The organism is Pseudoroseicyclus aestuarii (assembly GCF_003217255.1).
Lineage (GTDB): Bacteria > Pseudomonadota > Alphaproteobacteria > Rhodobacterales > Rhodobacteraceae > Pseudoroseicyclus > Pseudoroseicyclus aestuarii.
The window spans coordinates 153,336-177,313 of sequence record NZ_QJTE01000003.1; the positions used below are offsets into that span (position 1 = coordinate 153,336).

General features: G+C 68.8%; 31 protein-coding genes. 15 read left to right on the top strand and 16 right to left on the bottom strand.

What is annotated here, in order from left to right; translation table 11 throughout:
- Positions 1-67 precede the first annotated feature (67 nt).
- Genes glgX through DFP88_RS10005 form a run of 3 tightly spaced genes read left to right on the top strand, consistent with a single transcriptional unit; the run spans position 68 to position 3,580 of the window.
- Positions 68-2,299, top strand: coding sequence for a glycogen debranching protein GlgX (gene glgX, locus DFP88_RS09995; RefSeq protein ID WP_110814349.1), 2,232 nt, complete (start codon positions 68-70; stop codon positions 2,297-2,299).
- Positions 2,300-2,351: 52 nt separating this feature from the next.
- Positions 2,352-2,753: a DUF2177 family protein gene (locus tag DFP88_RS10000; protein ID WP_110814350.1), complete on the top strand. Its 402-nt coding sequence runs from the start codon at positions 2,352-2,354 to the stop codon at positions 2,751-2,753.
- The gene (locus DFP88_RS10005; protein WP_110814351.1) at positions 2,750-3,580 is read left to right on the top strand and encodes an alpha/beta hydrolase fold domain-containing protein; all 831 of its coding nucleotides are present in this window, start codon (positions 2,750-2,752) and stop codon (positions 3,578-3,580) included. Before DFP88_RS10000 ends, DFP88_RS10005 begins: the two co-directional genes overlap by 4 nt.
- Here DFP88_RS10005 and DFP88_RS10010 read toward each other — a convergent pair.
- Complete coding sequence (locus tag DFP88_RS10010; RefSeq protein ID WP_181418615.1) at positions 3,577-4,881, bottom strand: dihydrolipoyl dehydrogenase family protein; 1,305 nt, start codon at positions 4,879-4,881, stop codon at positions 3,577-3,579. The two genes, DFP88_RS10005 and DFP88_RS10010, sit on opposite strands and share 4 nt — an antisense overlap.
- 186 nt (positions 4,882-5,067) lie before the next feature.
- Here DFP88_RS10010 and DFP88_RS10015 point away from each other — a divergent pair, with 186 nt between their 5' ends.
- Positions 5,068-5,409, top strand: a complete 342-nt coding sequence (locus DFP88_RS10015; protein ID WP_110814785.1) for a response regulator — start codon at positions 5,068-5,070, stop codon at positions 5,407-5,409.
- A gap of 107 nt (positions 5,410-5,516) precedes the next feature.
- Entirely contained in the window at positions 5,517-6,365 is an 849-nt protein-coding gene (locus DFP88_RS10020) for an SDR family oxidoreductase (protein ID WP_110814353.1), read from the top strand.
- Between the two features lie 6 nt (positions 6,366-6,371).
- Here the strand turns inward: DFP88_RS10020 and DFP88_RS10025 are convergent, their stop codons facing one another.
- A complete protein-coding gene (locus DFP88_RS10025; RefSeq protein WP_110814354.1) occupies positions 6,372-7,181 on the bottom strand; it encodes a division plane positioning ATPase MipZ in 810 nt (269 codons plus the stop codon).
- A 361-nt stretch (positions 7,182-7,542) separates the two neighbouring features.
- Here DFP88_RS10025 and DFP88_RS10030 point away from each other — a divergent pair, with 361 nt between their 5' ends.
- Complete coding sequence (locus tag DFP88_RS10030) at positions 7,543-8,865, top strand: DEAD/DEAH box helicase (protein WP_110814355.1); 1,323 nt, start codon at positions 7,543-7,545, stop codon at positions 8,863-8,865.
- Positions 8,866-9,025: 160 nt separating this feature from the next.
- Here the strand turns inward: DFP88_RS10030 and rpmE are convergent, their stop codons facing one another.
- The 9 genes from rpmE to ffh form a co-directional block, all read right to left on the bottom strand.
- A complete protein-coding gene (gene rpmE, locus DFP88_RS10035; protein WP_110814356.1) occupies positions 9,026-9,247 on the bottom strand; it encodes a 50S ribosomal protein L31 in 222 nt (73 codons plus the stop codon).
- 11 nt (positions 9,248-9,258) lie between these two features.
- Positions 9,259-9,651, bottom strand: a complete 393-nt coding sequence (gene rplS / locus DFP88_RS10040) for a 50S ribosomal protein L19 (RefSeq protein WP_110814357.1) — start codon at positions 9,649-9,651, stop codon at positions 9,259-9,261.
- Between the two features lie 54 nt (positions 9,652-9,705).
- Positions 9,706-10,542, bottom strand: a complete 837-nt coding sequence (gene trmD / locus DFP88_RS10045; protein ID WP_110814358.1) for a tRNA (guanosine(37)-N1)-methyltransferase TrmD — start codon at positions 10,540-10,542, stop codon at positions 9,706-9,708.
- Positions 10,543-10,584: 42 nt separating this feature from the next.
- Positions 10,585-10,749, bottom strand: a complete 165-nt coding sequence (locus tag DFP88_RS10050; RefSeq protein ID WP_110814359.1) for a DUF1328 family protein — start codon at positions 10,747-10,749, stop codon at positions 10,585-10,587.
- 135 nt (positions 10,750-10,884) lie between these two features.
- Positions 10,885-11,403: a ribosome maturation factor RimM gene (gene rimM / locus DFP88_RS10055; RefSeq protein ID WP_425450829.1), complete on the bottom strand. Its 519-nt coding sequence runs from the start codon at positions 11,401-11,403 to the stop codon at positions 10,885-10,887.
- A gap of 64 nt (positions 11,404-11,467) precedes the next feature.
- Positions 11,468-11,845: a 30S ribosomal protein S16 gene (gene rpsP / locus DFP88_RS10060; RefSeq protein ID WP_110814360.1), complete on the bottom strand. Its 378-nt coding sequence runs from the start codon at positions 11,843-11,845 to the stop codon at positions 11,468-11,470.
- Between the two features lie 39 nt (positions 11,846-11,884).
- A complete protein-coding gene (locus DFP88_RS10065; protein ID WP_110814361.1) occupies positions 11,885-12,199 on the bottom strand; it encodes a chorismate mutase in 315 nt (104 codons plus the stop codon).
- Positions 12,196-12,714 (bottom strand): GNAT family N-acetyltransferase, encoded by a 519-nt coding sequence (locus tag DFP88_RS10070; protein ID WP_110814362.1) that lies wholly within the window; start codon positions 12,712-12,714, stop codon positions 12,196-12,198. Before DFP88_RS10070 ends, DFP88_RS10065 begins: the two co-directional genes overlap by 4 nt.
- Positions 12,711-14,216 (bottom strand): signal recognition particle protein, encoded by a 1,506-nt coding sequence (gene ffh, locus DFP88_RS10075; protein ID WP_110814363.1) that lies wholly within the window; start codon positions 14,214-14,216, stop codon positions 12,711-12,713. The genes DFP88_RS10070 and ffh overlap by 4 nt, the downstream gene beginning before the upstream one ends.
- Before the next feature lie 280 nt (positions 14,217-14,496).
- On the opposite strand from ffh, the gene DFP88_RS10080 reads away from it, so the two are divergent.
- Positions 14,497-15,372 carry a LysR family transcriptional regulator gene (locus DFP88_RS10080; RefSeq protein ID WP_110814364.1) on the top strand — a complete coding sequence of 292 codons (876 nt, stop codon included), beginning with the start codon at positions 14,497-14,499 and terminating at the stop codon, positions 15,370-15,372.
- Here DFP88_RS10080 and DFP88_RS10085 read toward each other — a convergent pair.
- Positions 15,369-15,716 carry an ArsR/SmtB family transcription factor gene (locus DFP88_RS10085; RefSeq protein ID WP_110814789.1) on the bottom strand — a complete coding sequence of 116 codons (348 nt, stop codon included), beginning with the start codon at positions 15,714-15,716 and terminating at the stop codon, positions 15,369-15,371. The genes DFP88_RS10080 and DFP88_RS10085 overlap by 4 nt on opposite strands.
- 219 nt (positions 15,717-15,935) lie before the next feature.
- Here DFP88_RS10085 and DFP88_RS10090 point away from each other — a divergent pair, with 219 nt between their 5' ends.
- From DFP88_RS10090 to DFP88_RS10110, 5 genes are all read left to right on the top strand, one after another.
- Positions 15,936-16,271 (top strand): AtpZ/AtpI family protein, encoded by a 336-nt coding sequence (locus DFP88_RS10090; protein ID WP_245904770.1) that lies wholly within the window; start codon positions 15,936-15,938, stop codon positions 16,269-16,271.
- 2 nt (positions 16,272-16,273) lie between these two features.
- Positions 16,274-17,056, top strand: a complete 783-nt coding sequence (locus tag DFP88_RS10095; RefSeq protein WP_110814366.1) for a F0F1 ATP synthase subunit A — start codon at positions 16,274-16,276, stop codon at positions 17,054-17,056.
- Between the two features lie 60 nt (positions 17,057-17,116).
- Positions 17,117-17,353: a F0F1 ATP synthase subunit C gene (locus DFP88_RS10100; protein WP_110814367.1), complete on the top strand. Its 237-nt coding sequence runs from the start codon at positions 17,117-17,119 to the stop codon at positions 17,351-17,353.
- Positions 17,354-17,431: 78 nt separating this feature from the next.
- Positions 17,432-18,019, top strand: coding sequence for a F0F1 ATP synthase subunit B' (locus DFP88_RS10105; RefSeq protein WP_425450830.1), 588 nt, complete (start codon positions 17,432-17,434; stop codon positions 18,017-18,019).
- Between the two features lie 5 nt (positions 18,020-18,024).
- Positions 18,025-18,630 (top strand): F0F1 ATP synthase subunit B family protein, encoded by a 606-nt coding sequence (locus DFP88_RS10110; protein WP_110814791.1) that lies wholly within the window; start codon positions 18,025-18,027, stop codon positions 18,628-18,630.
- Between the two features lie 162 nt (positions 18,631-18,792).
- On the opposite strand, the gene DFP88_RS10115 is transcribed toward DFP88_RS10110, so the two are convergent.
- Entirely contained in the window at positions 18,793-19,461 is a 669-nt protein-coding gene (locus DFP88_RS10115) for a YiaD family glycine zipper/OmpA-like lipoprotein (protein ID WP_110814369.1), read from the bottom strand.
- 73 nt (positions 19,462-19,534) lie between these two features.
- The gene (locus DFP88_RS10120) at positions 19,535-20,428 is read right to left on the bottom strand and encodes a bifunctional helix-turn-helix domain-containing protein/methylated-DNA--[protein]-cysteine S-methyltransferase (protein ID WP_110814370.1); all 894 of its coding nucleotides are present in this window, start codon (positions 20,426-20,428) and stop codon (positions 19,535-19,537) included.
- 84 nt (positions 20,429-20,512) lie between these two features.
- Between DFP88_RS10120 and nth the strand changes: the two genes are divergently transcribed.
- On the top strand, positions 20,513-21,157 hold the full coding sequence (gene nth, locus DFP88_RS10125; RefSeq protein WP_110814371.1) for an endonuclease III: 645 nt from the start codon (positions 20,513-20,515) through the stop codon (positions 21,155-21,157).
- Positions 21,154-22,137, top strand: coding sequence for an adenosine kinase (locus tag DFP88_RS10130; protein WP_245904771.1), 984 nt, complete (start codon positions 21,154-21,156; stop codon positions 22,135-22,137). The genes nth and DFP88_RS10130 overlap by 4 nt, the downstream gene beginning before the upstream one ends.
- Here the strand turns inward: DFP88_RS10130 and DFP88_RS10135 are convergent.
- Positions 22,134-22,865: a phosphatase PAP2 family protein gene (locus DFP88_RS10135; protein ID WP_220032318.1), complete on the bottom strand. Its 732-nt coding sequence runs from the start codon at positions 22,863-22,865 to the stop codon at positions 22,134-22,136. The genes DFP88_RS10130 and DFP88_RS10135 overlap by 4 nt on opposite strands.
- A gap of 35 nt (positions 22,866-22,900) precedes the next feature.
- Positions 22,901-23,719: a sulfotransferase family protein gene (locus DFP88_RS10140; RefSeq protein ID WP_110814374.1), complete on the bottom strand. Its 819-nt coding sequence runs from the start codon at positions 23,717-23,719 to the stop codon at positions 22,901-22,903.
- A gap of 126 nt (positions 23,720-23,845) precedes the next feature.
- On the opposite strand from DFP88_RS10140, the gene DFP88_RS17465 reads away from it, so the two are divergent.
- The gene (locus DFP88_RS17465; RefSeq protein ID WP_281268163.1) at positions 23,846-23,977 is read left to right on the top strand and encodes a hypothetical protein; all 132 of its coding nucleotides are present in this window, start codon (positions 23,846-23,848) and stop codon (positions 23,975-23,977) included.
- Position 23,978 lies beyond the last annotated feature (1 nt).

Genomic DNA, 23,978 nt, shown 5'->3' on the forward strand with positions numbered 1-23,978 from the left:
CGCGGCCGTCCCTTCCACTGTCCGCGCAGGGACCACCCCGCTGCGCAACGGAGATCGACATACTCGCATGAAGAACGAAGCACCCTCTGCCGCGCCCGCCTTCGACAACAGCGCCGCGCGATCCGATTCCATGGGCGCCGAATACGACGGCTACGGCACCAATTTCGCGCTGTTCTCCGAGAACGCCGAGAAGGTGGAGCTGTGCCTCTTCGACGATACCGGTCGCAAGGAGCTGCACCGCCTCGAGCTGCCGCTGATGGAAGGCGGCGTCTGGCACGGATACCTGCCGGACGTCGCGCCGGGGCAGGTTTACGGCTACCGGGTGCACGGCCCCTACAAGCCCGAGGAAGGTCACCGCTTCAATCCCAACAAGCTGCTGCTGGACCCCTATGCCCGCGAATTGCGCGGCGACCTGAAGTGGGGCCCCGAGATCTTCGGCTACACGCTGGGCGACGGCGACCTGAGCTACGACACCCGTGACAGCGCCCCCTTCGTGCCGAAGGGCGTCGTCGTCGATTCCGACTTCGACTGGGAGGCGGACGACGTGCTGCGCCATCGCTGGATGGACACGCTGATCTACGAGGCCCACGTCAAGGGCCTGACGATGCAGCACCCCGACGTGCCCGAGGACGAGCGCGGCACCTTTCAGGGCCTCGGCTCCGACGCGGTGATCGACCACCTGACGCGGATCGGCGTCTCTACGATCGAGCTTCTGCCGGTTCATGCCTTCGCGAACGACGGGCATCTCGCGGACAAGGGGCTGTCGAACTACTGGGGCTACAACACCCTCTCGTTCTTCGCCCCGCACAGGCCCTACCTGCGCACCGGCACCTACCGGGAAGTGAAGCAGGCGGTGAAACGCTTCCACGCCGCCGGGATCGAGGTGATCCTCGACGTGGTCTACAACCACACCTGCGAGGGCAACGAGAACGGCCCGACGCTGTCCTTCCGCGGTATCGACAACGCGAACTACTACCTGCTCAGCCCCGAGAACCGGCGCCACAGCTTCGACACCACCGGCACCGGCAACACGCTGAACGTCGAGCATCCGATGGTGCTGCGCATGGTCCTCGACAGCCTGCGCCACTGGGTGCAGGTCATGCACGTCGACGGCTTCCGCTTCGATCTCGCCTCCACCCTCGGGCGCGAGGCCATGGGTTTCGAGCGGCAGGGCAGTTTCTTCGCCGCGATCCGTCAGGATCCCGTGCTCTCGAAGATCAAGCTGATCGCAGAGCCCTGGGATGTGGGCGAGGGCGGCTACCAGGTCGGCGGCTTTCCCTGGCCCTTCCGCGAGTGGAACGACAAGTTCCGCGACGACGTGCGCGGCTTTTGGCGGCGTGATCAGGGCCTCGTGCCGCGGATCTCGCAGCGGCTGGTGGGCAGCCCGATCCAGTTCAACCACTCGCACCGCCCGGCGACCAGCAGCGTCAACTTCATCGCCGCGCATGACGGCTTCACGCTGTGGGACACCGTCTCTTACAACGACAAGCATAACGACGCGAATGGCGAGGACGGGCGCGACGGCCATTCCAACAACCTCAGCGACAACATGGGCGCCGAGGGGCCGAGCGACGACACCCGCATCCGCGAGGCGCGGATGCGCCGGGTCAAGGCGATGCTCGCCACGCTGCTGACCAGCCAGGGCGTGCCGATGATCCTCGCCGGTGACGAGCTGGGCCAGACGCAGGACGGCAACAACAACGCTTATTGCCAGGACAACGAGATCACCTGGCTGGACTGGGCCAATGCCGACGACGAGCTGACGCAGGCCGTCGCCGACCTCATGGCCTTCCGCCGGGCGCGCGGCGGCCTGCCGCAGCTTCGCTTCGCCGAGGCGCCCGACAGCGCCGCCGTCGATGGCGCGCCCTCTGTCGTCTGGCTGCACCCCGAGGGGCGCGAGATGACGCCCGAGGACTGGCAGAACGGCGATTTGTCGTGCCTTGGCCTGCGCGTCGTGCCGGACGAGACCGTGCGCGAGATCCTGATCATCCTCAATGCCGGGGACGATCTGGAATTCGGCCTGCCCAAGGGCAACTGGCGCCGCCGCATCGACACCACGCGCAGCCCCGTCACCTGCCACGATCTGGAGCAGGAGAGCACGCAGATCGGCTGGCAGAGCGTCACCTGCTTCGTTCCCGAAGAGGGCCTGACCGCGGACCCCGAGGACGAGGCCGATGAGGCCGAGACTGGCGAGCAGGAGCCGGCGGCGAAGGCCAGCTTCACCTCGAGCGGCGACGGCGGCGGTGCCGTCTATACCGCCACGGCCGAGGATGAGGCAGCCGAGCCGGACGAGAAGTGATCCGCGCCTCCGGCCTGCCCGTAGTCTCAGGCAGGCCGGACAGGAGACCCCGATGCAAGCTGCCATTCTCTACGTCGTCACCGCGGCGGTTTTCCTTGCCGCCGATGCGCTGATGCTGCGGCAGGTGATGCAGCCGCTGTTCCAAAGGCATATCGGCGATTGGCTGGCCGAGCCGATCCGGATGGGCCCGGCGGTGGGCTTCTACCTCGCCTATGTCGCGGCGATCTGCTGGCTGGTCTCTTGGCCGGCGCTGCAGGCCGACGCGCCGGGCCGGGCGTTGCTGAACGGCGCGATTCTCGGCGCCGCCGCCTATGGCACCTACGAATTCACCAATTACGCGACGCTGACGCGCTGGTCGCTGCAACAGGTGGCGGTCGATCTGTCCTGGGGCATCGCGCTGACAGGCGTCTCGGCCCTCGTCGGCGTCCTCGTGGCGCGCTGGATCGCGGGATGAGCCTGCCGCCCCGCACCCCCGACGAGGTTCTGCAGCGGATCGAGGACAATCCCGTCAGCGGCAGCCCCGAGGCGATGCGCAGCACCTTCGCCCGCCTCGCCGGGCCGGGGCCGGAGGGCGAGGCGCGGCGGATCGGCATCGACGGGCGTGTCTACGGCGCGGGCCCTGTCGCGGCGGTCTGGCTGCACGGCGGCGGCTACGTCTTCGGCAGTGCGCGCACCCATGCCGCCACGGCCGATGCCCTCGCGCAGGCGCTGGGCGCGGCGGTCTTCGTGCCCGACTACCGCCTCGCGCCCGAGAATCCCTGGCCGGCGATGCTGGAGGATGCGCTCTCGGTCCTCGACGCGCTGGAGGGGCCGGTGCTGCTGTGCGGCGACAGCGCGGGCGGGCATCTGGCGCTGAACGCCGCTCTGGCGCGCGGGGGGCGCGTGCTTGGCCTGGCGCTAGTCTCTTCCAATACCGACCGCACGGGGCAAAGCGTCACGCGCGCCCGCAACACGCCGCATGATGCGATGAACAGCGACGAGGACGACGCGAGTCTCGGGCAGATGGCCTTCGCGGGCCGCGATCCCGCCGATCCGCAGGTCTCGCCGCTACTTGCGGATCTCACGGGCCTGCCGCCCGTTTGGCTGACCGCCTCCACCGAGGAGGTGCTGCTGGACGACACGCTCCTGCTAGCGCGGGCGCTCGGCCTCGCCGGCGTGCCCGTGCAGCTGCGCCTGCGCCGGGGCCTGATGCACATGTGGACGCTCTGGCCCGAGGCGATGCCCGAGGCACGAGAAACGATGGCCGATATCGCCGGTTTCGCCGCGGGCCTGCGGGGCTAGCCCATCGGCTCTTCGGACATGCTGGGATGCACGGCGAGGGCGCGGGACATCCCGTCGCGGGGCGGACGGGAGAGCACGCATTGCGCGGCCCAGCCGATCGCCTCATGCGCGCCGTCGCCCACCAGCGAGACGGCCTCGACCCGCCCCTCCGCGCCCGCGACGGCCCAGTAATCCTGCGGCGCCGGATCGCGCACCGCGGCGCTCAGCGGCGAGACCGAGTCTTCGGCTATCGTCTCGCGCTTCGGCGGGAAGCCGACTTCGGCCACCGGCGGGATGACGAAGGCAGAGGTCGCGACATGCGCCAGATCGATGGGCTGCGCATCCTCGCCCGCCAGCTGCTTGCCCATACATTCCCCGTCGGAGACGGCGACAGGCGTCAGCGGCAGGCGGTCGGCGCAATCGCCGATGGCATAGAGGCCGGGGATCGAGGTCTCGAACCGGTCGTTGACGGCGAGCGCGTCGTTCTTGCCCAGGGTGGCGCCCTCCTTCATCTCGCCCAGCAAGTCGAGCGTGGGCTTGCGCCCCACCGCCATCACCACCTTCTCGACCGTCAGAACGGCGCCATCCGTCAGGGTCACGCGGTAGCCGCCCGTCGCCGCCTCGATGCGGACGGGCTTGAGGCCGGTGCGGACGTCGATGCCCTGCGCTTCCATGTTGGTCTGCCCGGTCTTGGCCGCGGGGGCGGAGAACTCGGTCAGCACCCGGTCGGTATCGGTGACGACGGTCACCTGCGCGCCAAGTGCGGCATGAATCGCTGCAAGCTCGCAGCCGATGTATCCGCCGCCCACCACGAGGATCGAGGCGGGCAGGGCGGTCCATTGCAGGACGTCGTGGCTGACATCCGCCAGCTCGGCGCCGGGGATATCCGGGAGGACGGGATGGCCGCCGGTAGCCAGCACGATATGCGCCGCCTCCACGCGCTGCCCCTCGACCTCGACGACGCCGGGCTCGATCACCCGGGCCTCGCCGCGCCGAAGCTCGGCGCCGCACCCGTCCAGCCGCCGCTCGTAGATGTCGCGCAGGCTTTCGATCTTCTCGGCGCGCAGCGCGCAGAGGCGGGCCATCTCGACCTGCGGCGGCTGCGTCAGCACCCCGGTGCCGGCAAGGCCGCGCGCGGCGCTGACCGCATCGGCCACGGTCCACATCAGCTTCTTCGGGACGCAGCCGCGGTTGACGCAGGTGCCGCCGACCTGGGCCCGCTCGACCGTCAGGACGCTCAGCCCGCGCGCGGCCGCGGTGCGGGACAGGGCCACGCCGGCCGAGCCGGCGCCGATGACGACGATATCGTAACTCGATTTCATACTCGCATCTCCCTGCGCAACCGCTGCACCTTGGAAGAAGACCCCGCGGGATGCGCGGGTTCCGGCCAGTTTTCCAACCTGTCCTTTAAGTTGTGTTCCAAAATTCCACTTATACCCTAAGATACAGCGGCGAGGCGGCGCCCGGCGCCCCGCACCCATGACCCTTGAACAGGCGACACGGATCCCATGGCCGGCAGCATTCTTTACGTCGAGGACGAGGTCATCGACTCGTTGGAGACAAGCCAGCTTCTCGAAGAGTTCGGCTTTTCCGAAGTCGTGACCGCCCATGACCTGGAGCAGGCGCGCGCCATGGTGCGGCAGAAGCGCTTCAGCCATGCGCTGCTCGACGTGAACCTCGGCAACGGCGACCGCACCTTCGATCTGGCGGAGGAGCTGTCGCGCATGGGTGTGCGCGTCGTCTTCGCGACCGGCTACGGCCCGCCGAGCCTGTCGCAAGGCCTCTCGGGCGCCGGCTACGTCGAGAAACCCCTCGTCGAGGCGGACCTGCGCGAGGCGCTCAGCGCCTGACGGCGCGGCCCGGGATGTGCGGCGCCGTACCGCCGCGGAACTGCCCGCGCGGCGCGCTGTTGACTGCCGAAGCCGCTAGGCCGGCAGGGCAGCACCACGAGGACGCCATGAGTGACGAGATCAAGCCGCAGCATCAGGACAAGATGCCCGCGGACGAATGGAAGATGGATCCGCAGCCCGACTACCTGCCGCGCCATCCTGGCGTCGGCAAGCTGAAGGGCAAGGTCGCGCTGATCACCGGCGGCGACAGCGGCATCGGTCGCGCCGTCTCCGTCCTTTTCGCGCGCGAAGGGGCGAAGATCGCCATCGCCTACTACGACGAGCATCGCGATGCCGAGGCGACGAAGGAGATGGTCGAGAAGGAGGGCTCCGAGGCGCTGCTGATCCCCGGCGATCTCGGTGTGAAGTCCAATGCCGAGGATGCCATCGCGCAGACCGTCGACCGCTTCGGCAGCCTCGACGTGCTGGTGATCAACGCCGCGCAGCAATGGGTGGACGAGGGGCTGACGGATGTCAGCGAAGAGCGCCTGCGCCGCATGGTCGACAGCAACGTCATGCATCCGCTCTTCACCACGCAGGCCGCGCTGCCGCACCTGAAAGAGGGCGCCTCGGTCGTATACACGACCTCGGTCAATGCCTTCAAAGGCAACGATTCCCTCGTGACCTATTCGACGACGCGCGGCGCCACGCTCGCGCTGTCGCGGTCGATGGCCAGCGCGCTGGCGGACAAGGGCGTGCGGGTGAACGCGGTCGCGCCGGGACCGATCTGGACGCCCTTCATCCCCGGCTCGATGTCAGAAGAGCAGGTGGCCGACTTCGGCAAGAAGACCAAGCTGGGCCGTCCGGGACAGCCCTGGGAGGTGGCGACTGCCTACCTCTTCCTCGCCTCCTCGGACGGCAGCTACTTCACCGGCCAGACGCTGCACCCGAACGGCGGCAGCATCGTCGGGGCCTGATCTGGCCTAGAAGCTGACCTCGACCCCCGGCAGGTCCAGCGCGCGCACCAGATCGCGCAGCTCCTGCCGGGCGGCGACGTTCGAGATGTTCAGCCGCTCGACCCCGACGTCGCGCAGGTCCAGTAGGGTCAGGCCGCGCGGGAAAAGCTCGCGGAAAATGACCCGCTCGTTGAAGCCGGGCGCGGTGCGAAAGCCGATGCGCCGCGACAGCCGGTCCAGCGCGCTTTCCATCTTCTGCTTGTTGACCATGGCCTGCGCGCCAAGGCGGTTGCGCACCACGATCCAGTCGATCGGCGGCAGACCCGCCTGCGACCGCAGCTGCCGCGCGTTCCAGACCATCTCGGAATAGACCGAGGGGCCGAGGATCGCCTCGCCGTCGGTGTCTATCCGCGCCAGCAGGTCGAAGTCGACGAAGCTGTCGTTCAGCGGCGTGACCAGCGTATCGGCCAGCGAATGGGCGACCTGGCTCAGGCGCGTGTGGCTGCCGGGGCAATCGATCAGGATGAAATCGCTGTCCGGCTCCAGCGCGGCGACGGCCGCCGAGAGGCGGTGGTCCGAGGGGTTCTCCCCGGGCTCGAGCGCGGTGGCGTCGATCTCGGGCAGATCGACATGGGCTGGTGTCGCCAGCGACAGCCCCTCCGCCTCGAGAAAGCGGCGCCGGTTGTCGATGTAGCGCCCGAGGCTTTTCTGCCGCAGGTCGAGGTCCAGCGTGCCGATCTTGTGCCCCATGCGCGCAAGCGCCGTCGCGAGATGCATCGAAACGGTGGATTTCCCCGCGCCGCCCTTCTCGTTACCCACGACGATGATATGCGCCATAATCTTCCGGCCGTTCCGCTGTGTCCAAGTCGCGGCACCATAGGCGGGGGCCTGCGGCAGGGAAAGCGGTGCACCGCCGATCACGGCCCCGTCATCGGCATCGGTGCGCGGCTGTTGCAGCAGAACCGCTTGACGCGGGGCCCCGTCACCGCCATCTGGGGGGCAGGACGGGATCGGCCACGCGTGGGCCGCCGGGCGCAGACAGGATCCGCTGACAGCGATCGCGCCGCCCCTCCGATGCTTCCCAATTCACGCGGGGGAGGCCACGACCGGTCGGTGCCGGGGCCATGGGGGCCTCGCCGTCAGTGTCGGTCGTTTCCCCGCAGGCGGCTGCCCCTCGTGGCGCCGCAGAAGGATATTCATGGATTTCGACATGCTGGGGCTCTCGCCCCGCCTCATCGCTGCGCTCAAGGATCAGGGCATCACCGATCCGACCCCGATCCAGGCGCAGGCGATCCCGCACGCGATGAACGGGCGCGACGTCATGGGCCTCGCGCAGACCGGCAGCGGCAAGACCGCCGCCTTCGGCCTGCCGATGATCGACGCGCTGATGAAGTCGGGCGAGAAGCCCGCACCCAAGGGGGCCTCGGCCCTCGTCCTCGCGCCGACGCGCGAGCTGGCCGCCCAGATCGAGGACAACCTCAAGGCCTATACGCGCGGCACCCATATCAAGACGATGCTGATCGTCGGCGGTGCCGGCATGACCGGGCAGGTCCGCCGGATCGAGAAGGGCGTGCACGTCCTCGTGGCGACGCCGGGCCGGCTGATCGACCACCTCGACCGCGGCACGGTGGACCTCTCCTCGACCGAATTCCTCGTGCTGGACGAGGCCGACCAGATGCTCGACCTCGGCTTCATCCACGCGCTGCGCAAGATCGCGGCCCTGCTCCCGGCCGAGCGGCAGACGATGCTGTTCTCGGCCACGATGCCCAAGCAGATGGAAGAGCTGGCCGGCACCTACCTCAACAGCCCGGCCAAGGTGCAGGTGAACCCTCCGGGGCAGGCCGCCGAGAAGATCGACCAGTCGGTCCACTTCGTCGCCAAGACGGCCAAGACCGACCTGCTGGCGGAACTGCTCGGGCAGCACCGCGACGAGCTGGCGGTGGTCTTCGGCCGCACCAAGCACGGGATGGAGAAGCTGTCGCGTACCCTCGACAAGATGGGCTTCTCGGTGGCCTCGATCCACGGCAACAAGAGCCAGGGCCAGCGGACCCGCGCCCTCGACGCCTTCAAGTCGGGTGACGTGCGGGTGCTGGTCGCCACGGATGTCGCGGCCCGCGGCCTCGACATTCCCGCCGTGCGCCACGTCTACAACTACGAGCTTCCGAACGTCGCGGATGCCTATGTGCACCGCATCGGCCGGACCGCCCGTGCCGGCGCCAGCGGCAAAGCCGTCGCGCTTTGCGCCCCCGACGAGATGGGCGAGCTCAAGGATATCGAGAAGCTGCTGAAGGGGCCGATCCCCGTGGCCTCCGGCGCCCGCTGGGAAGGCGGCGGCGAGAGCAAGCCGAACGGCGGCGGCGGTCGCGGTCGCGGCGGCAAGGGCCGCGGCGGCCCCGGTGGTGGCGGCCAGCGCGCGGGCGGTCAGGGTCGTCCGGCGGGGCAGGGCGCCCGTGCCGGAAAGCCTGGCGGTGGCGGCGGTAATCGCCGGCGGCGCAGCGGGGGCGGCGGCGCCGCCTCCTGATCGCCTGCAGCGTCAGAGACTGAACAGCAGAACGGCGGCCCTTGGCGGGGCCGCCGTTTTTTCGTTTCCGCGCCTGCCGACTGCGGCGCATATCCTGAAACGCGAAACGCCGCCCCGAGGGGCGGCGTTTCGTCGATGATCGTCTGGCGCGGGGCGCAGCTTAGAAGCTGAGGCCGGCGTACTTGTTCTTGAACTTCGACACGCGGCCGCCGGTGTCCATCAGGCGCGAGGAGCCGCCGGTCCAGGCCGGGTGCGAGCTGGGATCGATGTCGAGCGTCAGCGTGTCGCCCTCCTTGCCCCAGGTCGACTTCATCTGGACGGTGGAGCCATCGGTCAGCTTGACGTCGACGACGTGGTAGTCGGGATGGATTTCCGCTTTCATCGCACTGATCCTCAGGCCTGGGCCCCGGCCTTGTCGGCCTTGGGCTTGTAGTTGGTGTCTTCGACGATACGGGCGGATTTGCCGCGACGCGAGCGCAGGAAGTACAGCTTGGCGCGACGGACCTTGCCGCGGCGGACCACGGTGATCGCCTCGATGTTGGTCGAGAACAGCGGGAAGACGCGCTCGACGCCCTCGCCGAAGGAAATCTTGCGGACGGTGAAGCTGCCGGCGATGCCGTGGCCGTTCTTGCGGCTGATGCAGACGCCTTCGTAGTTCTGCACGCGGGTGCGCGTGCCTTCCGTCACCTTGTAGCCGACGCGGACGGTGTCGCCCGGCTTGAAGTCGGGGATCTCTTTCCCCAGCGAGGCGATTTGCTCCGCCTCGATCTGTGCGATCAGGTCCATGCCTGTCACTCCTAACTTGTGCCCGCGGTTGGCCCGCGAAGATGTGGTGCCGCCTCAGAGCTCTCGGTCTTCGTCCGGGTCCCCACCGCGCGTTGCGCGATAAGCCCGCCAGAGATCAGGCCTGCGTTCCTTTGTCAGCCTTTCGGCCATGTCCCGGCGCCATTCCGTGATCTTCGCGTGGTGGCCCGACAGAAGAATGTCGGGGATTGCGAGACCGTTCCAGACGGCGGGCTTGGTATATTGCGGATGCTCAAGAAGTCCGTGCGAAAAGGATTCCTCTTCGACGGATTCGTGATTCCCCAGCACGCGCGGTATAAGGCGCACACAGGCGTCGATCAAGGCCTGCGCCGCAATCTCGCCTCCTGTCAAGACAAAGTCGCCAAGGCTGACCTCGGTCAGGCCGTAGCCGTCGATCACGCGCTGGTCCACGCCCTCGAACCGCCCGCAGACGAGGACCGCGCCGGGCCCGGCGGCAAGCTGCCGCGCCATGGCTTGCGTAAAGGGCCGCCCGCGCGGCGAGAGCATCAGCCGCGCCGCTCCTTGCGGCGCCGTTTCGAGCGCGGCGTCGAGGGCGCGCGACAGCACGTCGGGCCGCAGCACCATGCCGGCGCCGCCGCCCGCGGGCGTGTCGTCGACATTCCTGTGCCGCCCCTCGCCGAAGGGCCGCAGGTCATGCAGGTGAAGCTGCCAGAGGCCGTCCTTCAGCGCGCGTCCCGTCAGGCTTTCGCCCAGAACGCCCGGAAAGGCCTCGGGAAGGAGGGTCACGACACTCGCCGACCAGGCGCGGGCCAGGTCGGGGCTGTCGGTCATCAGCTCCTTCGGACGTGCAATCGGCCGGGCGCGCAGGCGTCCGGCCGATCGGGGTGTGTCGGTGCTGTCATCTTGGCTCATCGCGCCGCTCTAGCGCGGGCGACGGGTCAGCGGCAAGCGGCGTCAGGACGCGAGGCCGATGACCCCGAAGAGCACGAGCAGGAAGAGGATGACGACGATGATCGCCAGCCATTTCGCGCCGGTCAGGGCGATGCCCGAGACGCTGTTCATGCCAAGCAGGCCGGCAACGGCGGCAATGGCGAGAAGGATGAGAATCCATTCGATCATGATCGGACCTTTCGTTTTCCTTGGCCGTGGTGGCCCGGGTCTTGGAAAGGCAAACCCTGTCGTGCGGGCGCGGTTCCGCGGCGCTGCTGCTGCCGCCGCGGCCGTGGCGCAAAGGTCACGCGTGCGAGCGGCAGGCTAGAACAGCCCCTCGGGCGGATCGGCGACGATGCGGCCCGTGCCCAGATCGACAGTCGGCACCGCTTCGCGGGTGAAGGGCAGCAGGACCGTCGCGCTTGCCCCCTCGGGGCGGATTTCCAGCAGGTCGCCGGCGCCGTGGTCGTGCACCGCCGTCACCCGGCCCAGGGCCGTGCCGCCGGTGTCGAAGACCGACAGGCCGATGAGATCGCTGTGGTAGTATTCGTCGTCCGGAAGGGCGGGAAGGCGGCTGCGCTCGGCCAGCAGCAGGGTGCCGCGCAGGGCATCGGCCTCTTCCTTGGTGGTGATGCCCGAGACGCGCGCGGTCAGCGCATTGGCGGTGCGCCCGGTGATCACGATCTGCTCGAAAAGGCGCCCGCCCTCGGTCGTCAGCGGGAGGTAGTCGGCGATGGCCTCAGGCTCGGCGCAGAAGGACTTGAGACGCACTTCGCCCTGCACCCCGTAGGCGCCCGAGAGCGATCCCACCGCGATATGGCTGTCGTCCATGTCCCGTCCCATCGGCTTGTCCGTGGCGGCGCCGGCGGCGGGGGCAGGGTGCCCCGCGCCGCCGGCGCCAGTGCGATTACTCGGCGGCGGCTTCGGCCGCGGCTTCCTCGGCCGGGGCAGCGGCGCGCGCGGCCTTCTTCTCGGCACGCTCCTGCGCGGCCTTGCCGGGCTTCGCCTTGTTCGGGTTGTTGCGCTCGGTCTTCTCGCGGACGCCGGCGGCCTCGAGCATGCGGGCCACGCGATCGGTCGGCTGGGCGCCCTTGGCGATCCATTCCTGGACCTTCTCGACGTCCATCTTCACGCGGTCCTCGCTGTCCTTCGGGAGCAGCGGGTTGTAGGTGCCCAGCTTCTCGAGGAAGCGGCCGTCGCGCGGCATGCGGCTGTCGGTGGCGACGATCGAGTAGTGCGGGCGCTTCTTGGAGCCGCCGCGGGCGAGCCGGATTTTCATGGCCATGACTGTATCTCCTGTCTGATGGCGGTGAGGGGAGGTCCCTCAGGATTTGTGCATCTCGTGATGCTTGATGACTTCCCGGATGATGAAGCCCAGGAATTTCTTGGCGAATTCGGGGTCGAGGTCGGCCGCCTCCGCCAATTCCGTCAGCCGCGCGATCTGCGCGGCCTCGCGTGCCGGGTCGGCGGGCGGCAGGTCGTGCTCTGCCTTGAGCCGGCCCACGGCCTGCGTATGCTTGAACCGCTCGCCCAGCGTGTAGACGAGGATCGCGTCGAGCCGGTCGATGCTCTCGCGGTGCTCCTTGAGGAGTGCAGCCGCGCGCTCGGCGGCGTCGGTGCTGTTGCCCGGCCCGCTCATGCCGCGGTCTCCTCGAGTGCGGGATGGCGCCAGATCTGCACCGTCTTGCCAAACAGCGTATGATCGCGCTCGTAGCTGGCGCCAAGGCGGCGGGCGAGCGTCAGGGAGCGGGCGTTGGCCGGGTCGATCATGCTCATCAGCGGCCCAAGGCCGAGGCGCGTCGCGGCATCGCGGCGCGCGGCAATCGCGGCCTCGTAGGCATAGCCCTTGCCTTCGGCGCCCTCGAACAGGCTCCAGCCCAGCTCGGGCTCGGGCCAGTCGAAGTTGTTCAGCACGCCGACCCGTCCGATGGTGGCGCCGGTCGACCGCTCTTCGACGGTCCAGTTGCCGTAGCCCTTGATCACCCAGTGCCCGGCCTGGGCCAGAAGGTATTTCCAGGCCTCGCCCCGCTCGGGAGAGTTGCTGACGAACTGCGCCCGCTCACTCGCCATGAAGGCGGCGGTGGCGTCAAAATCACCCTCGCGCGGCAGGCGCAGGATCAGACGCTCCGTCTCGATCGGGTCGGGCAGGATCATTTCTTTTTCCCAAAGCCGGAGAGGCCGCGCGGCAACCCGCCGCCGCCCATGCCGGGCATCCCGCCCATGCCGCGGGGCATCTGCTGGCCCATCATCTTGGCCGCCTGCTGCATCGCCGCGGGATCGTTCACGTCGGGCACATCGCCCATGCCGGGGGCGTTCTTGCCGAACATGCCCTTCATGGCCTGCTTGAGCATCCCGCCCTTGCCGAGCTTCTTCATCACGTCGGCCATCTGCTTCTGCTGCTTGAGAAGCTTGTTCAGCTCCTGCACCTCGAGGCCGGCGCCGGCGGCGATGCGCTTCTTGCGGCTGGCCTGCAGAAGCTCGGGATTGGCGCGCTCCTTCTTGGTCATCGACTGGATCAGCGCGATCTGCCGCTTGACCATGGTGTCGTCGATGCCGGCGGCGCTGGCCTGCTTGGACATCTTGCCCATGCCGGGCATCATGCCCATCAGGCTTTCCATGCCGCCCATCTTGAGCATCTGCTCGAGCTGCATCTTCAGGTCGTTCATGTTGAAGCGGCCCTTCTGGAACCGCTTCATCATGCGCTCGGCCTGCTCGGCCTCGATCGTCTGCTGCGCCTTCTCGACGAGGCTGACGATATCGCCCATCCCGAGGATGCGGCCCGCGATGCGCTCGGCCTCGAAGGTCTCGATGGCGTCCATCTTCTCGCCGAGGCCGACGAAGCGGATCGGCTTGCCGGTGACCTTGCGCATCGACAGGGCGGCACCGCCGCGCCCGTCGCCGTCCATCCGCGTGAGCACCACGCCCGTGACGCCGATCTTGTCGTCGAACTCTGTCGCGACGTTGACCGCGTCCTGGCCGGTCAGGCCGTCGACCACCAGCAGCGTCTCGCGCGGGTTGGCGACATCGCGCACCTCGGCCGCCTGCTGGATCAGCTCGGCGTCGATATGCAGCCGCCCGGCAGTATCCAGCATGTAGACGTCGTAGCCGCCCATCGCCGCCTGCGTCTTGGCGCGCTTGGCGATCTGGACCGGCGTCTCGCCCTTGATGATCGGCAGCGTGTCGACGCCGATCTGCGTGCCGAGGATCGCCAGCTGCTCCATCGCCGCGGGGCGGTTGGTGTCGAGCGAGGCCATGAGCACGCGCTTGCCCTCGCGGTCCTTGAGCCGCTTGGCCAGCTTCGCCGTCGTCGTCGTCTTGCCCGAGCCCTGCAGGCCGACCATCAGGATCGGCGCGGGCGGGTTGTCGATCTTCAGCTTGCCGGGATCGCTGTCACCCTGCAGCGTGGCGACCAGCTCGTCATGGACGATCTTCACGACCTGCTGGCCGGGGGTGACCGATTTCGTCACCGCTTGGCCGGTCGCCTTGTCCTGCACCGACTTGACGAAGTCGCGCGCCACCGACAGCGAGACGTCGGCCTCGAGCAGGGCGGTGCGCACCTCGCGCAGGGCGGTCTTGACGTCGTCGTCCGACAGCGCGCCTTGCTTGGTCAGGCGGTCGAAGACGCCGGAGAGGCGGTCGGAGAGAGAGTCGAACATCGCGGTCCTTTCCATCCGGGCCGTCCGGCCCTGTGCCCCAAACTGGGGCCGGACCAAGCGGGTCGCAACAACGGCCCAACGCGGAACGGCGCCCGTGGGCGCAACGCGCTGACGGACGGCGATCCCCAAAAGGGCGGGGACCGAAAGCCGGGGGCCTTCGGGGTTAGGCCGGGCTGATACCCCCATCGGGCGCCCGGCGTCAAGAGGCGCGGGGCATCCGGGGCTTTCCCTTGCCTTTGCGGGCCGTTATCCCTTGCGGGTGCAACCGAGAGGACCGCGCATGGATAGCTGGGACGAGATCAGGACCGCGTTTCAGGTCGCGCGGCTGGGCACCGTCTCGGGCGCGGCAGAGGCGCTCGGGGTGCACCACGCGACGGTGATCCGCCATGTCGACGCGCTCGAGACGCGGCTGGGGGTGAAGCTGTTCCAGCGCCATGCCCGCGGCTATACCCCGACCGAGGCCGGGCGCGACCTTCTGACGGTCGCGCAAAGCACCGACCACCAGTTCGCCCAGCTTGCCGGGCGGCTGCGCGGCGGGCGCGACGGGATCGACGGCGAGCTTGTCGTCACCTCGATCGAGGCGCTGACGCACCGCGTCACCCCGATCCTCGTGGAGCTGCAGGCCGCGCATCCGGGGCTGAGCGTGCGCTACCTGACCGGCGGGCGGCTGTTCCGCCTTGAATACGGCGAGGCGCATGTCGCGATCCGCGCCGGCGCCGCGCCCAGCCAGCCCGACAACGTGGTGCAGCCACTCTTCACCCAGAGCGTCTCGATGGTCGCCTCTGACGCCTACGTGCAGCGCCACGGCCTGCCCGAGGGGTTGAGCGATCTGCAGCAGCACCGCTTCGTCTGCGCCGATGAGAACGGCCCCCGCGCGCCGTTCCACCGCTGGCTGCAGGACACGGTCCCGGCCGAGAACATCGTCTTCCGCGTCCATGACCACCGCAGCGAGCGGGCGGCAATCATGGCCGGCGCCGGCATCGGCTTCGTCGCCTCGGACGAGGCGGCCGCCGACGACAGCCTGCACGAGGTACTCCCCCCGCGCGAGGACTGGGGGTCGCAGTTTTGGCTGGTGACCCACGTGGACCTGCACCGCAGCGCCAAGGTGCAGGCGGTGCTCAAGGCCCTGAAGGAGGCCTCGAAGGGCTGGGGCTAATTGGCCTCTTCAGGCGCCTGGCCTGCCAGCGCCTCCTGATCGAGAAAACGCTCGAAGGCGTCGAGGTCGACCGCCTCGATCAACCCGAAGCCCAGCATCCAGGCGCTGGCTTCGCGCAGGGCGTCGGGCTCGAGCCGGCACCAGCGCAGCCTTCCGCGCCGCTCCTGGCTGATGAGGCCGGCGCCGGCGAGCACGCCGAGGTGCTTCGACACCGCCGCGAGAGAGATGGTGAAGGCCCCGGCGACATCCGTCACGGCCATGTCGTCCTCGAGCAGCAGGGCCAGGATCGCCCGCCGCGTCGGATCGGCCAGAGCCGCGAAAACCATGTCGAGCCTTTGGGACATGAGGCGGTAAAGCGCATCCCGCGCGGGCAACGTCAACCGTCCGGTTGAATGTCCCGGAGGTGCGAGGCAGCCGGCGCCGTACCTGCGCGCGCCATGATGGCAACCTGAATCGTGAGTGTTGCCAGAGGGTTAGGCCAAGCGCATATGGGGTTAACCCCAGCTTGACTCGGACCCGCCTGCCCAGTAGCACCTTCCGCAGCCGATATGAGGACCGCCGCGGTGCCAGACCCGCAACCCGATGACGACGCCGGACGCCTGAAGGCGCTGGAGAAACGCATCCGGGACGCGCAGGGAACGCCGCAGCAGGTTCCGCATACGGACAAGGGCTATTCGCAGGGGTCACTGGCCTGGCGCATGGTCGTGGAATTGGTGGCCGGTCTCGTGATCGGTTTCTGCATCGGGTACGGGCTGGACATCCTCTTCGGGACCATGCCGCTGTTTCTGGTGCTGTTCATTTTCCTGGGCCTCGCGGCTGGCGTGAACGTCATGCTGCGATCGGCGCGGGAGCTGCAGGCGAAGACACCGCCGGGTGAAGACGGCGGCGAGGGGAGCTGAGGATGGAAGAAGAACTGCACGGCGCCGAGGCGATTCACGGCGAAGAAGTCGGCGGGCTGGTCTTTCACCCGCTCGACCAGTTCATCGTGCGCCCGCTCTTCGGCGAGAACGGCGATCCCGTGCATTGGTACACCATCACCAACGCGACCTTCTGGATGGCGCTGACCGTCCTCGCCGTCGCGCTGCTGCTGGTCTACGGCGCCCGCGGCCGGGCCACCGTGCCGAGCCGCAGCCAGTCCATGGCCGAGCTTCTCTACGGCTTCACCCACAAGATGGTCGAGGACGTCGCGGGCAAGGAAGCGCTGCGCTACTTCCCCTGGATCATGACGCTCTTCTGCTTCATCCTTTTCGCGAACTTCCTCGGGCTGATCCCGATGAGCTTCGCCTCCACTTCGCATATCGCGGTGACCGCCGTCCTCGGCTTCGGCGTCTTCTTCGCCGTGACGATCATCGGCTTCGTCAAGCACGGGACCAAGTTCCTCGGCCTGTTCTGGATGTCCGAGGCGCCGCTGGTGCTGCGCCCGGTCATCGCCGTGATCGAGCTGATCTCCTACTTCGTGCGGCCGGTCAGCCACTCCATTCGTCTGGCGGGCAACATCGTCGCCGGCCATGCCATGATCAAGGTTTTCGCCGGTTTCGCCGCCATCGCAGCGGTCTCGCCGCTGTCGATCCTGGCGATCACCGCGATCTACGGTCTCGAGGTGCTGGTTGCCGGCATCCAGGCCTACGTCTTCGCGATCCTGACCTGCATCTACCTCAAGGACGCGCTGCACCCGTCGCACTGATCCGTGGCGGCGCACCCGACCCATCAACAATTCCAGCCATTTCCACCAAGGAGCACCATCATGGAAGGCGATATCGCAAACCTCGGCCAGTTCATCGGCGCCGGTCTCGCGGGCATCGGCTCGGGCCTCTCGGCCATCGGCGTGGGCAACGTCGCGGCGAACTACCTGGGCGGCGCGCTGCGCAACCCCTCGGCCGCTGCGGCCCAGACCGCCACGCTGTTCATCGGCCTGGCCTTCGCGGAAGCCCTCGGGATCTTCTCGTTCCTGGTCGCCCTGCTGCTGATGTTCGCCGTCTGATCCGGACGGACACTTCGGCCTATTTCGGGCGGCGCGGGTCTTCGCGCCGCCTGTCCCATATCCTGAAGGAGCCGGATCTTGGAGCCTGACGCCATCGAAGCGGATGCCGTGGTGACGCCTGAGGGTGCAGCGGATCTCGGCGCGCATACCCTCGCCCATGACCAGACGGGCGCCGGCATGCCGCAGCTCGATTTCAACTATTACCCGAACCTGATCTTCTGGCTGGTGATCGCGCTGGTCGCGATCTACTTCATCCTGTCGCGGTTCGCGCTGCCGCGCATCGGTGCCGTGCTGGCCGAACGGTCGGGCACGATCACCAATGACCTCGCCGCCGCCGAAGAGCTGCGCGGCCGGGCCGCCGACGCGGAAAAGGCCTACGACAAGGCGCTGGCCGATGCCCGCACCGAGGCCAATGCCATCGTCGCCGAGGCCAAGGCCGAGATCCAGGTCGAGCTGGATGCGGAAATGGCCAAGGCCGATGCCCGCATCGCCGAGAAAACCGCCGAGAGCGAAGCCGCGATCGCCGAGATCAAGGCCGGCGCGACCGAGAACGTCAGCATCGTCGCCCGCGACGTCGCGCGCGAGATCGTCACCGCGCTTGGCGGCGAGGCCGATGGCTCTGCCGTCGATCAGGCCGTCGACGACAAGATGGGAGCACGCGCATGACCGCCATGATCCGCAAGCTGGCCGTCCTGCCGGTCGCGCTGCTGGTGGCCCTTCCGGCCGCCGCGCAGGAGGTGGTGATCGAGGATGCCGCCGTCCATGACGGGGGCGGGCACGACGCCTTCTTCTCGCTCTACAACACCGACTTCGTCGTCACGCTGGCCTTCCTGCTGTTCCTTGCCGTGCTCGCCTACTTCAAGGTGCCCAGCCAGGTCGGCGGGATGCTGGACAAGCGGTCGGACCAGATCCGCAAGGATCTGGACGAGGCGCGGTCCCTGCGGGACGAGGCGCAGGCGCTGCTGGCCTCTTACGAGCGCAAGCAGAAGGACGTGCAGGCCCAGGCCGACCGCATCGTCGAGAACGCCCGGACCGAGGCGAGCCGCGCGGCTGAGCAGTCGAAGGAGGACATCCGTGCCTCCGTCGAGCGCCGGCTGGCCGGCGCCACCGAGCAGATCGAAAGCGCGCAGGCGGCCGCCGTGCAGGAGGTCCAGAACCGCGCCGTGACGGTGGCCGTGGCCGCCGCACGCGAGGTGCTGATCCAGCAGATGACGCCCGAGCGGCGCGACCGGATGATCGAAAGCTCGATCCAGACGGTGCGCGACCGGATGCACTGAGCCTTTCGGCCAGAGTATTAGAAAGGCCCGCCGCGAGGGATCGCGGCGGGCCTTTTGCTGTTCGCGGCTATCGCTCGGCAGGGCAGGCGGGCCCACAGTCAGCAAGAAAAAGGGGCCGCCTCGCAGGTGCGAGGCGGCCCCTTTCGTCGAGACGGGAGCCTATCAGGCGTTCGGCGTGATGATGATCTCGACGCGGCGGTTCTGGCGCTTGCCCTCGGGGGTCAGGTTCGAGGCGATCGCCTGGTCTTCACCCCGGCCGATGACGCGAATGCGGCTGGGCGTGACGCCGGCGCCGGTCAGCACGTTCGCCACCGACTGGGCGCGGCGCTGCGAGAGGTCCAGGTTGTAGGCGGCGGAGCCGTCGCCGTCGGTATGTCCGATCACGTTCACCGTGGTGTTCGGGTAGTTGTTGATCGAGGTGGCGATGGTGCGCAGGTCGCTCGTCAGGCTGCCGGTCAGCGTGGCGCTGTCGGTCGCGAAGAGGATGTCCTGCGGCAGGGTCACGACCAGCTGCTCGCCGTTGTTGACGATGCCGACGTTGTTGCCCAGCTGGTTGCGCAGCTCGGCTTCCTGCTGGTCCAGACGGTTGCCCGCGGCCGCGCCGACACCGCCGGCGACGGCGGCACCGATGGCGGCGTTGCGCAGGCGCTCGCTGCTGTCGTCACCCGTCAGCGCGCCGACGGCGGCACCCAGACCGGCACCGACCAGCGCGCCGCGGCGGGCGTTGCTGTTGGGGTCGGGGTTGTTGGCGGTCGGCTGCACCGGCGTACAGGCGGCGAGGCCAAGGGCCGAGGCGGTGACGAGGGCGAGGGGGGTCTTGAAGGCGATCATGGTCCTGTCCGTTTCACTATGGGGCGCGATCGGTCGCGCGGGATCAGGATCCCATCTGGCGCACCCCCTGTTGCTAGGCAATAACGCGGCCTTGATACCCTTGTTCCGCGCAGGGTTCCGCCAGTTCCATGCCATCGTCCCGGGCCTCGCTGCGCGCCGCTTCCCAGGCCAGCATCGCCCGCTTGACCGGCAGCCCCCAGTGGTAGCCGCCCAGCGCGCCGGACTTGCGCAGGGCCCGGTGGCAAGGGATCAGCCAGCCCACCGGGTTGCGGCCGATGGCCGTGCCCGCCGGACGGACGGCGGCGGGGTTGCCCGCCGCGCGGGCGACGTCGGAATAGGTGGTGACCATGCCCGAGGGGATCGTCAGCAGCGCCTCCCAGACCTTCAGCGCGAAGGGTGCGCCGATCAGCGCCAGCCGCGCCTCGCCGCGCCCGGTGAAGGCGGCCTCCACCCAGGGGGCCACGGCGGCCGGGTCTTCGATGAAGCGGGCCTTCGGCCAGCGGGCCATCAGCTCCTCCCGCGTCGCCTCTAGCCCCAGTTCGGCGGCGAAGCCGAGGCCGCAGAGACCGGCCTCCGTGCCCATCGCCACTGCGGGGCCGAAGGGGCTGTCGAAGGCGCCCCAGCGCACCGTCAGCCCCTCGCCCTTCGCGGCCCAGAGGCCGGGGCTCATCGCCTCCCACCGCAGGAAGAGGTCGTGCAGCCGGCCCGTGCCGGAGAGCCCGCTGCCATCCGCCGCCTCAAGCGTGGTGCGCCGCTGCGCCAGAAGCGTCTTGGCCTGCCCGAGCGCGAGGTACTGCTGGTAGCGCTTGGGCGAGACGCCGACCCAGGCGCTGAAGACGCGCTGGAAATGCGCGGGCGACATGCCCATCCGCGCCGAAAGGGCCTCGAGCCCGAGGCCCGGCTCTGCGTCGATCACCGCGATGGCGCGGGCGATGACGCCGTAGTGGTATCTGCTGTCCTGATCCATGTGCCCAATCTACCCGCCTTGCACCGCCATGCGACCCGGAACCTGCGCCTTGCACCGATGACCGCCCGCCCCTAGACGACAGCCATGACCGCTCCGCTGCCCTACCAGACGATCGCCGAGATCTTTGCCCTCTTCGAAGAGGCGGAGCCCGATCCGCAGGGCGAGCTCGAGCATGTGAACGCCTATACGCTTCTGGTGGCCGTGGCGCTCTCGGCGCAGGCCACCGATGCCGGCGTGAACAAGGCGACGCGCAGCCTGTTCCCCGTCGCCGATACGCCGCAGAAGATGCTCGACCTCGGCGAGGAGGGGCTGATCGCGCATATCAAGACCGTCGGCCTCTACCCGACCAAGGCGCGCAACATCATGAAGATGGCGCGCATCCTCGTCGACGACTTCGGCGGCGAGGTCCCGAGCAGCCGCGAGGCGCTGGTCTCGCTGCCCGGCGTCGGGCGAAAGACGGCGAATGTCGTGCTGAACGCGGCCTTCGGCGTGCCGGCGCAGGCGGTCGATACGCATATCTTCCGCGTTGCAAACCGCACCGGCATCGCGCCGGGCAAGGATGTCGTCGCGGTCGAGCGCGCGGTCGAGGATCGCATCCCTGCGCAGTACCAGCTGCGGGCGCATCACTGGCTGATCCTGCACGGGCGCTACACCTGCGTGGCAAGGAAACCGAAATGTCCCGCGTGCCTGATACGGGAGCACTGCGGATACGAGGAGAAGTGGCTTTGAAGAAGTACCAGGTTGTCGGCATCGGCAATGCCGTCGTGGATGTCTTCGCGCGCGGGGACGACAGCTTTCTCGACCTGATGGGGATCGAGAAGGGCATCATGCAGCTTGTCGAGCGCGAGCGGGGCGAGACGCTCTATGCCGCGATGAAGGAGCGGCAGCAGGCCGCCGGCGGATCGGTCGCCAATACCATCGCGGGGCTTGGCAACCTCGGGCTGAAGGGCGCCTTCATCGGCCGGGTGAACGACGACGCGCTGGGCCGTTTCTACGCGCAGGAGATGGAAGAGCAGGGGATGGAGTTCCCGAACCGCCCCGTCGCGGGCGGCGAGCTTCCGACCTCGCGCTCGATGATCTTCGTCTCGCCCGATGGCGAGCGGTCGATGAACACCTACCTCGGCATCTCCTCGGAGCTGGGCGAAGAGGATGTCTCGGACGCCGTGGCCGGTGAGGCGGGCGTCCTCTTCCTCGAGGGGTATCTTTACGACAAGGACAAGGGCAAGGCGGCCTTCGAACGCGCCGCGCGCCTGTGCCGCGAGGGCGGCGGTCAGGCGGGCATCGCCCTGTCCGATCCCTTCTGCGCCACACGTCACCGTGCGGATTTCCAGCGCCTCGTGCGCGAGCTCGACTTCGTCATCGGCAACGAGGCGGAGTGGTCGGCACTCTACGACTGCGGCATCGACGAGGCGCTGGCCCGCGCGGCGCAGGAGTGCCGTCTGGCGGTCTGCACCCGCTCGGGCAACCCGGTCGTGCTGATCCGCGGCGAGGAGCGGATCGAGGTGCCGGTCCATACCGTCACCCCGGTGGACGCGACCGGCGCGGGCGACCAGTTCGCCGCGGGCCTGCTGTTCGGCCTGTCGCAGGGCGCCAGCCTCGAGGCTTGCGGGCGCATGGGCTGCATCGCCGCGGCCGAGGTGATCGGCCATTTCGGCGCCCGCCCCGAGACCGATCTTCGGGCGCTGATGCAGCGGGCGGGCCTCCTTTAGTCCGCCGTGCCGTCGCGGTCGGGCTCGATCCGGCCGCGGCGGCCCAGCCAATGCGCGAGGCTCGCGGCGCCAAGCGCCCAGGCCGCGCCGCCGGCCCAGCCGGCCAGCACGTCCGTCGGCCAGTGCACCCCGAGGTAAACGCGGCTCAGGCCCACGGCGCCGGCAAGAAGCGCCGCCAGCGCGATGACATAGGCCTTCTGTGCCCGGCTTTCGAGCGCGCGGGCCAGCAGCACGGCCAGCGTCAGGTAGACCACCGCCGCGCTCATCGAATGACCCGAGGGGAAGGAGGGGCTGGAGACCAGCACCTCGTGCGGCACGAGGTCGGGGCGCGGCCTGTCGACCAGCCGCTTGGCCAGCGCGCTGACGGCCATGCCCGACCCCGTCGCCATGACCAGGTACAGCGCCGTCGCCCCGCGCCGCGCGAGGGCGAGGAACCCGGCCACGGCCACCACGGCCCCGACCAGCACGACGCCCGAGCCGAGCGCGGTGATGTCGCGCATCGCGTTCTGCAGCCGGTGCCCGCCGATCGGGTTGGAGGGGTCACCGGCGGTGCGCAGGGCCAGCAGCAGCATCTCGTCGAAGCCGCGGGTCTCGCCCTCGGCGATCTCTCCGGCGAGGGCGATGAACAGCCAGATGCCACCGGCCGCGATCAGGAGCGGCGGCAGGGCGCGCAGCTCCACCCGGGTGGCAAGGCGATGCTTCAGGGCGGGGGGCAGGTGTATCGGCATGGCCTGCCCCATATCCTATTTCGGCGGGCGGTCCATCACTCGGCCAGCGCGCCGTGCACAAGATCGAGGTCGATCTCGCGGATCGGGGCCGGATTGCCGGGATCGTCGAAGTCGTAGCCGAAAAGCTCGAAGTCGTTGCGGTAGATCTCCCACATCAGGTGGCGCGAGAGGTCGTCGAAAAAGGCCTCGACCGGATGGGCGCGCTTCGGGCCGTGATCCGCACTTTCGTTGAAGCGCGGCATCGTGCCCAGATCGACCGGGTGGCGCAGCCGGGCCCGGGCCAGAACCTCGCCCATCCCCTCCTCGAAGTGCTCGGTCCAGACGATGTGGTCGAAGCGGCCGCCGTTGCGGACGAAGGTCGACAGGTGCCCCGAGACGGAGGACCAGTGGATGTCCGGCCGCATCGGCTTGCCCCAGAGGATGGTGTCCCGCGCGAAAAGCAGGAACCGGCGAAAGCTGGCGATCTGGTCGAAGGCAAAGCCATCCTCGGGGCTGCCGACCTCGAAGCCGTAGATCTCTGTTGCCGTGGGCACCATGTTGCCCCTGTAGCGGGACCCGTTGCGCTGGATGCCGCAGATCTTGTCGAAGAAGGCCGACAGGACGCGGGTATAGGGATTGCGCACGCAGGTGAAGGCGAGGGGGTGGCCCCCCGCCACTGCCGCCTTGATCGGGCCCCGGCTGTCCTCCTGCGCCCATTTGTGCAGGCCCTGGCGGGTGTCGTGAATGTCCCCGTCGTAGAACTGCCCGTAGTCCGAATGATACATGACCTGCCCGATGCTGGAGCAGGCGCATTTCGGCACCACCCGGTAAAGCAGGCTCTCGCTTTCGGTCATCCAGACGCCCGGAAAACCCATCAATCGCCTCCTCGGGGGCCGGCCGGCCGCTGCGCGTCGTGGTGAATTGAAGCTATCGCATAGGTTTATCTCGCGACCCTCTGCGCTATCAAGGGACGAGTTAGCTTCAAACCGACGGATCGGCCCTTGGGACGGATCGCCTTCCTTTTGCTGTGCCACAAGGATCCCGCCACGGTGATCGCGCAGGCGCGGGCGCTGGCGGCCGGGGGTGACGGCGTGGTCCTGCATCTGGACGGGCGCGCCCCGGCGGCGGCCTGAG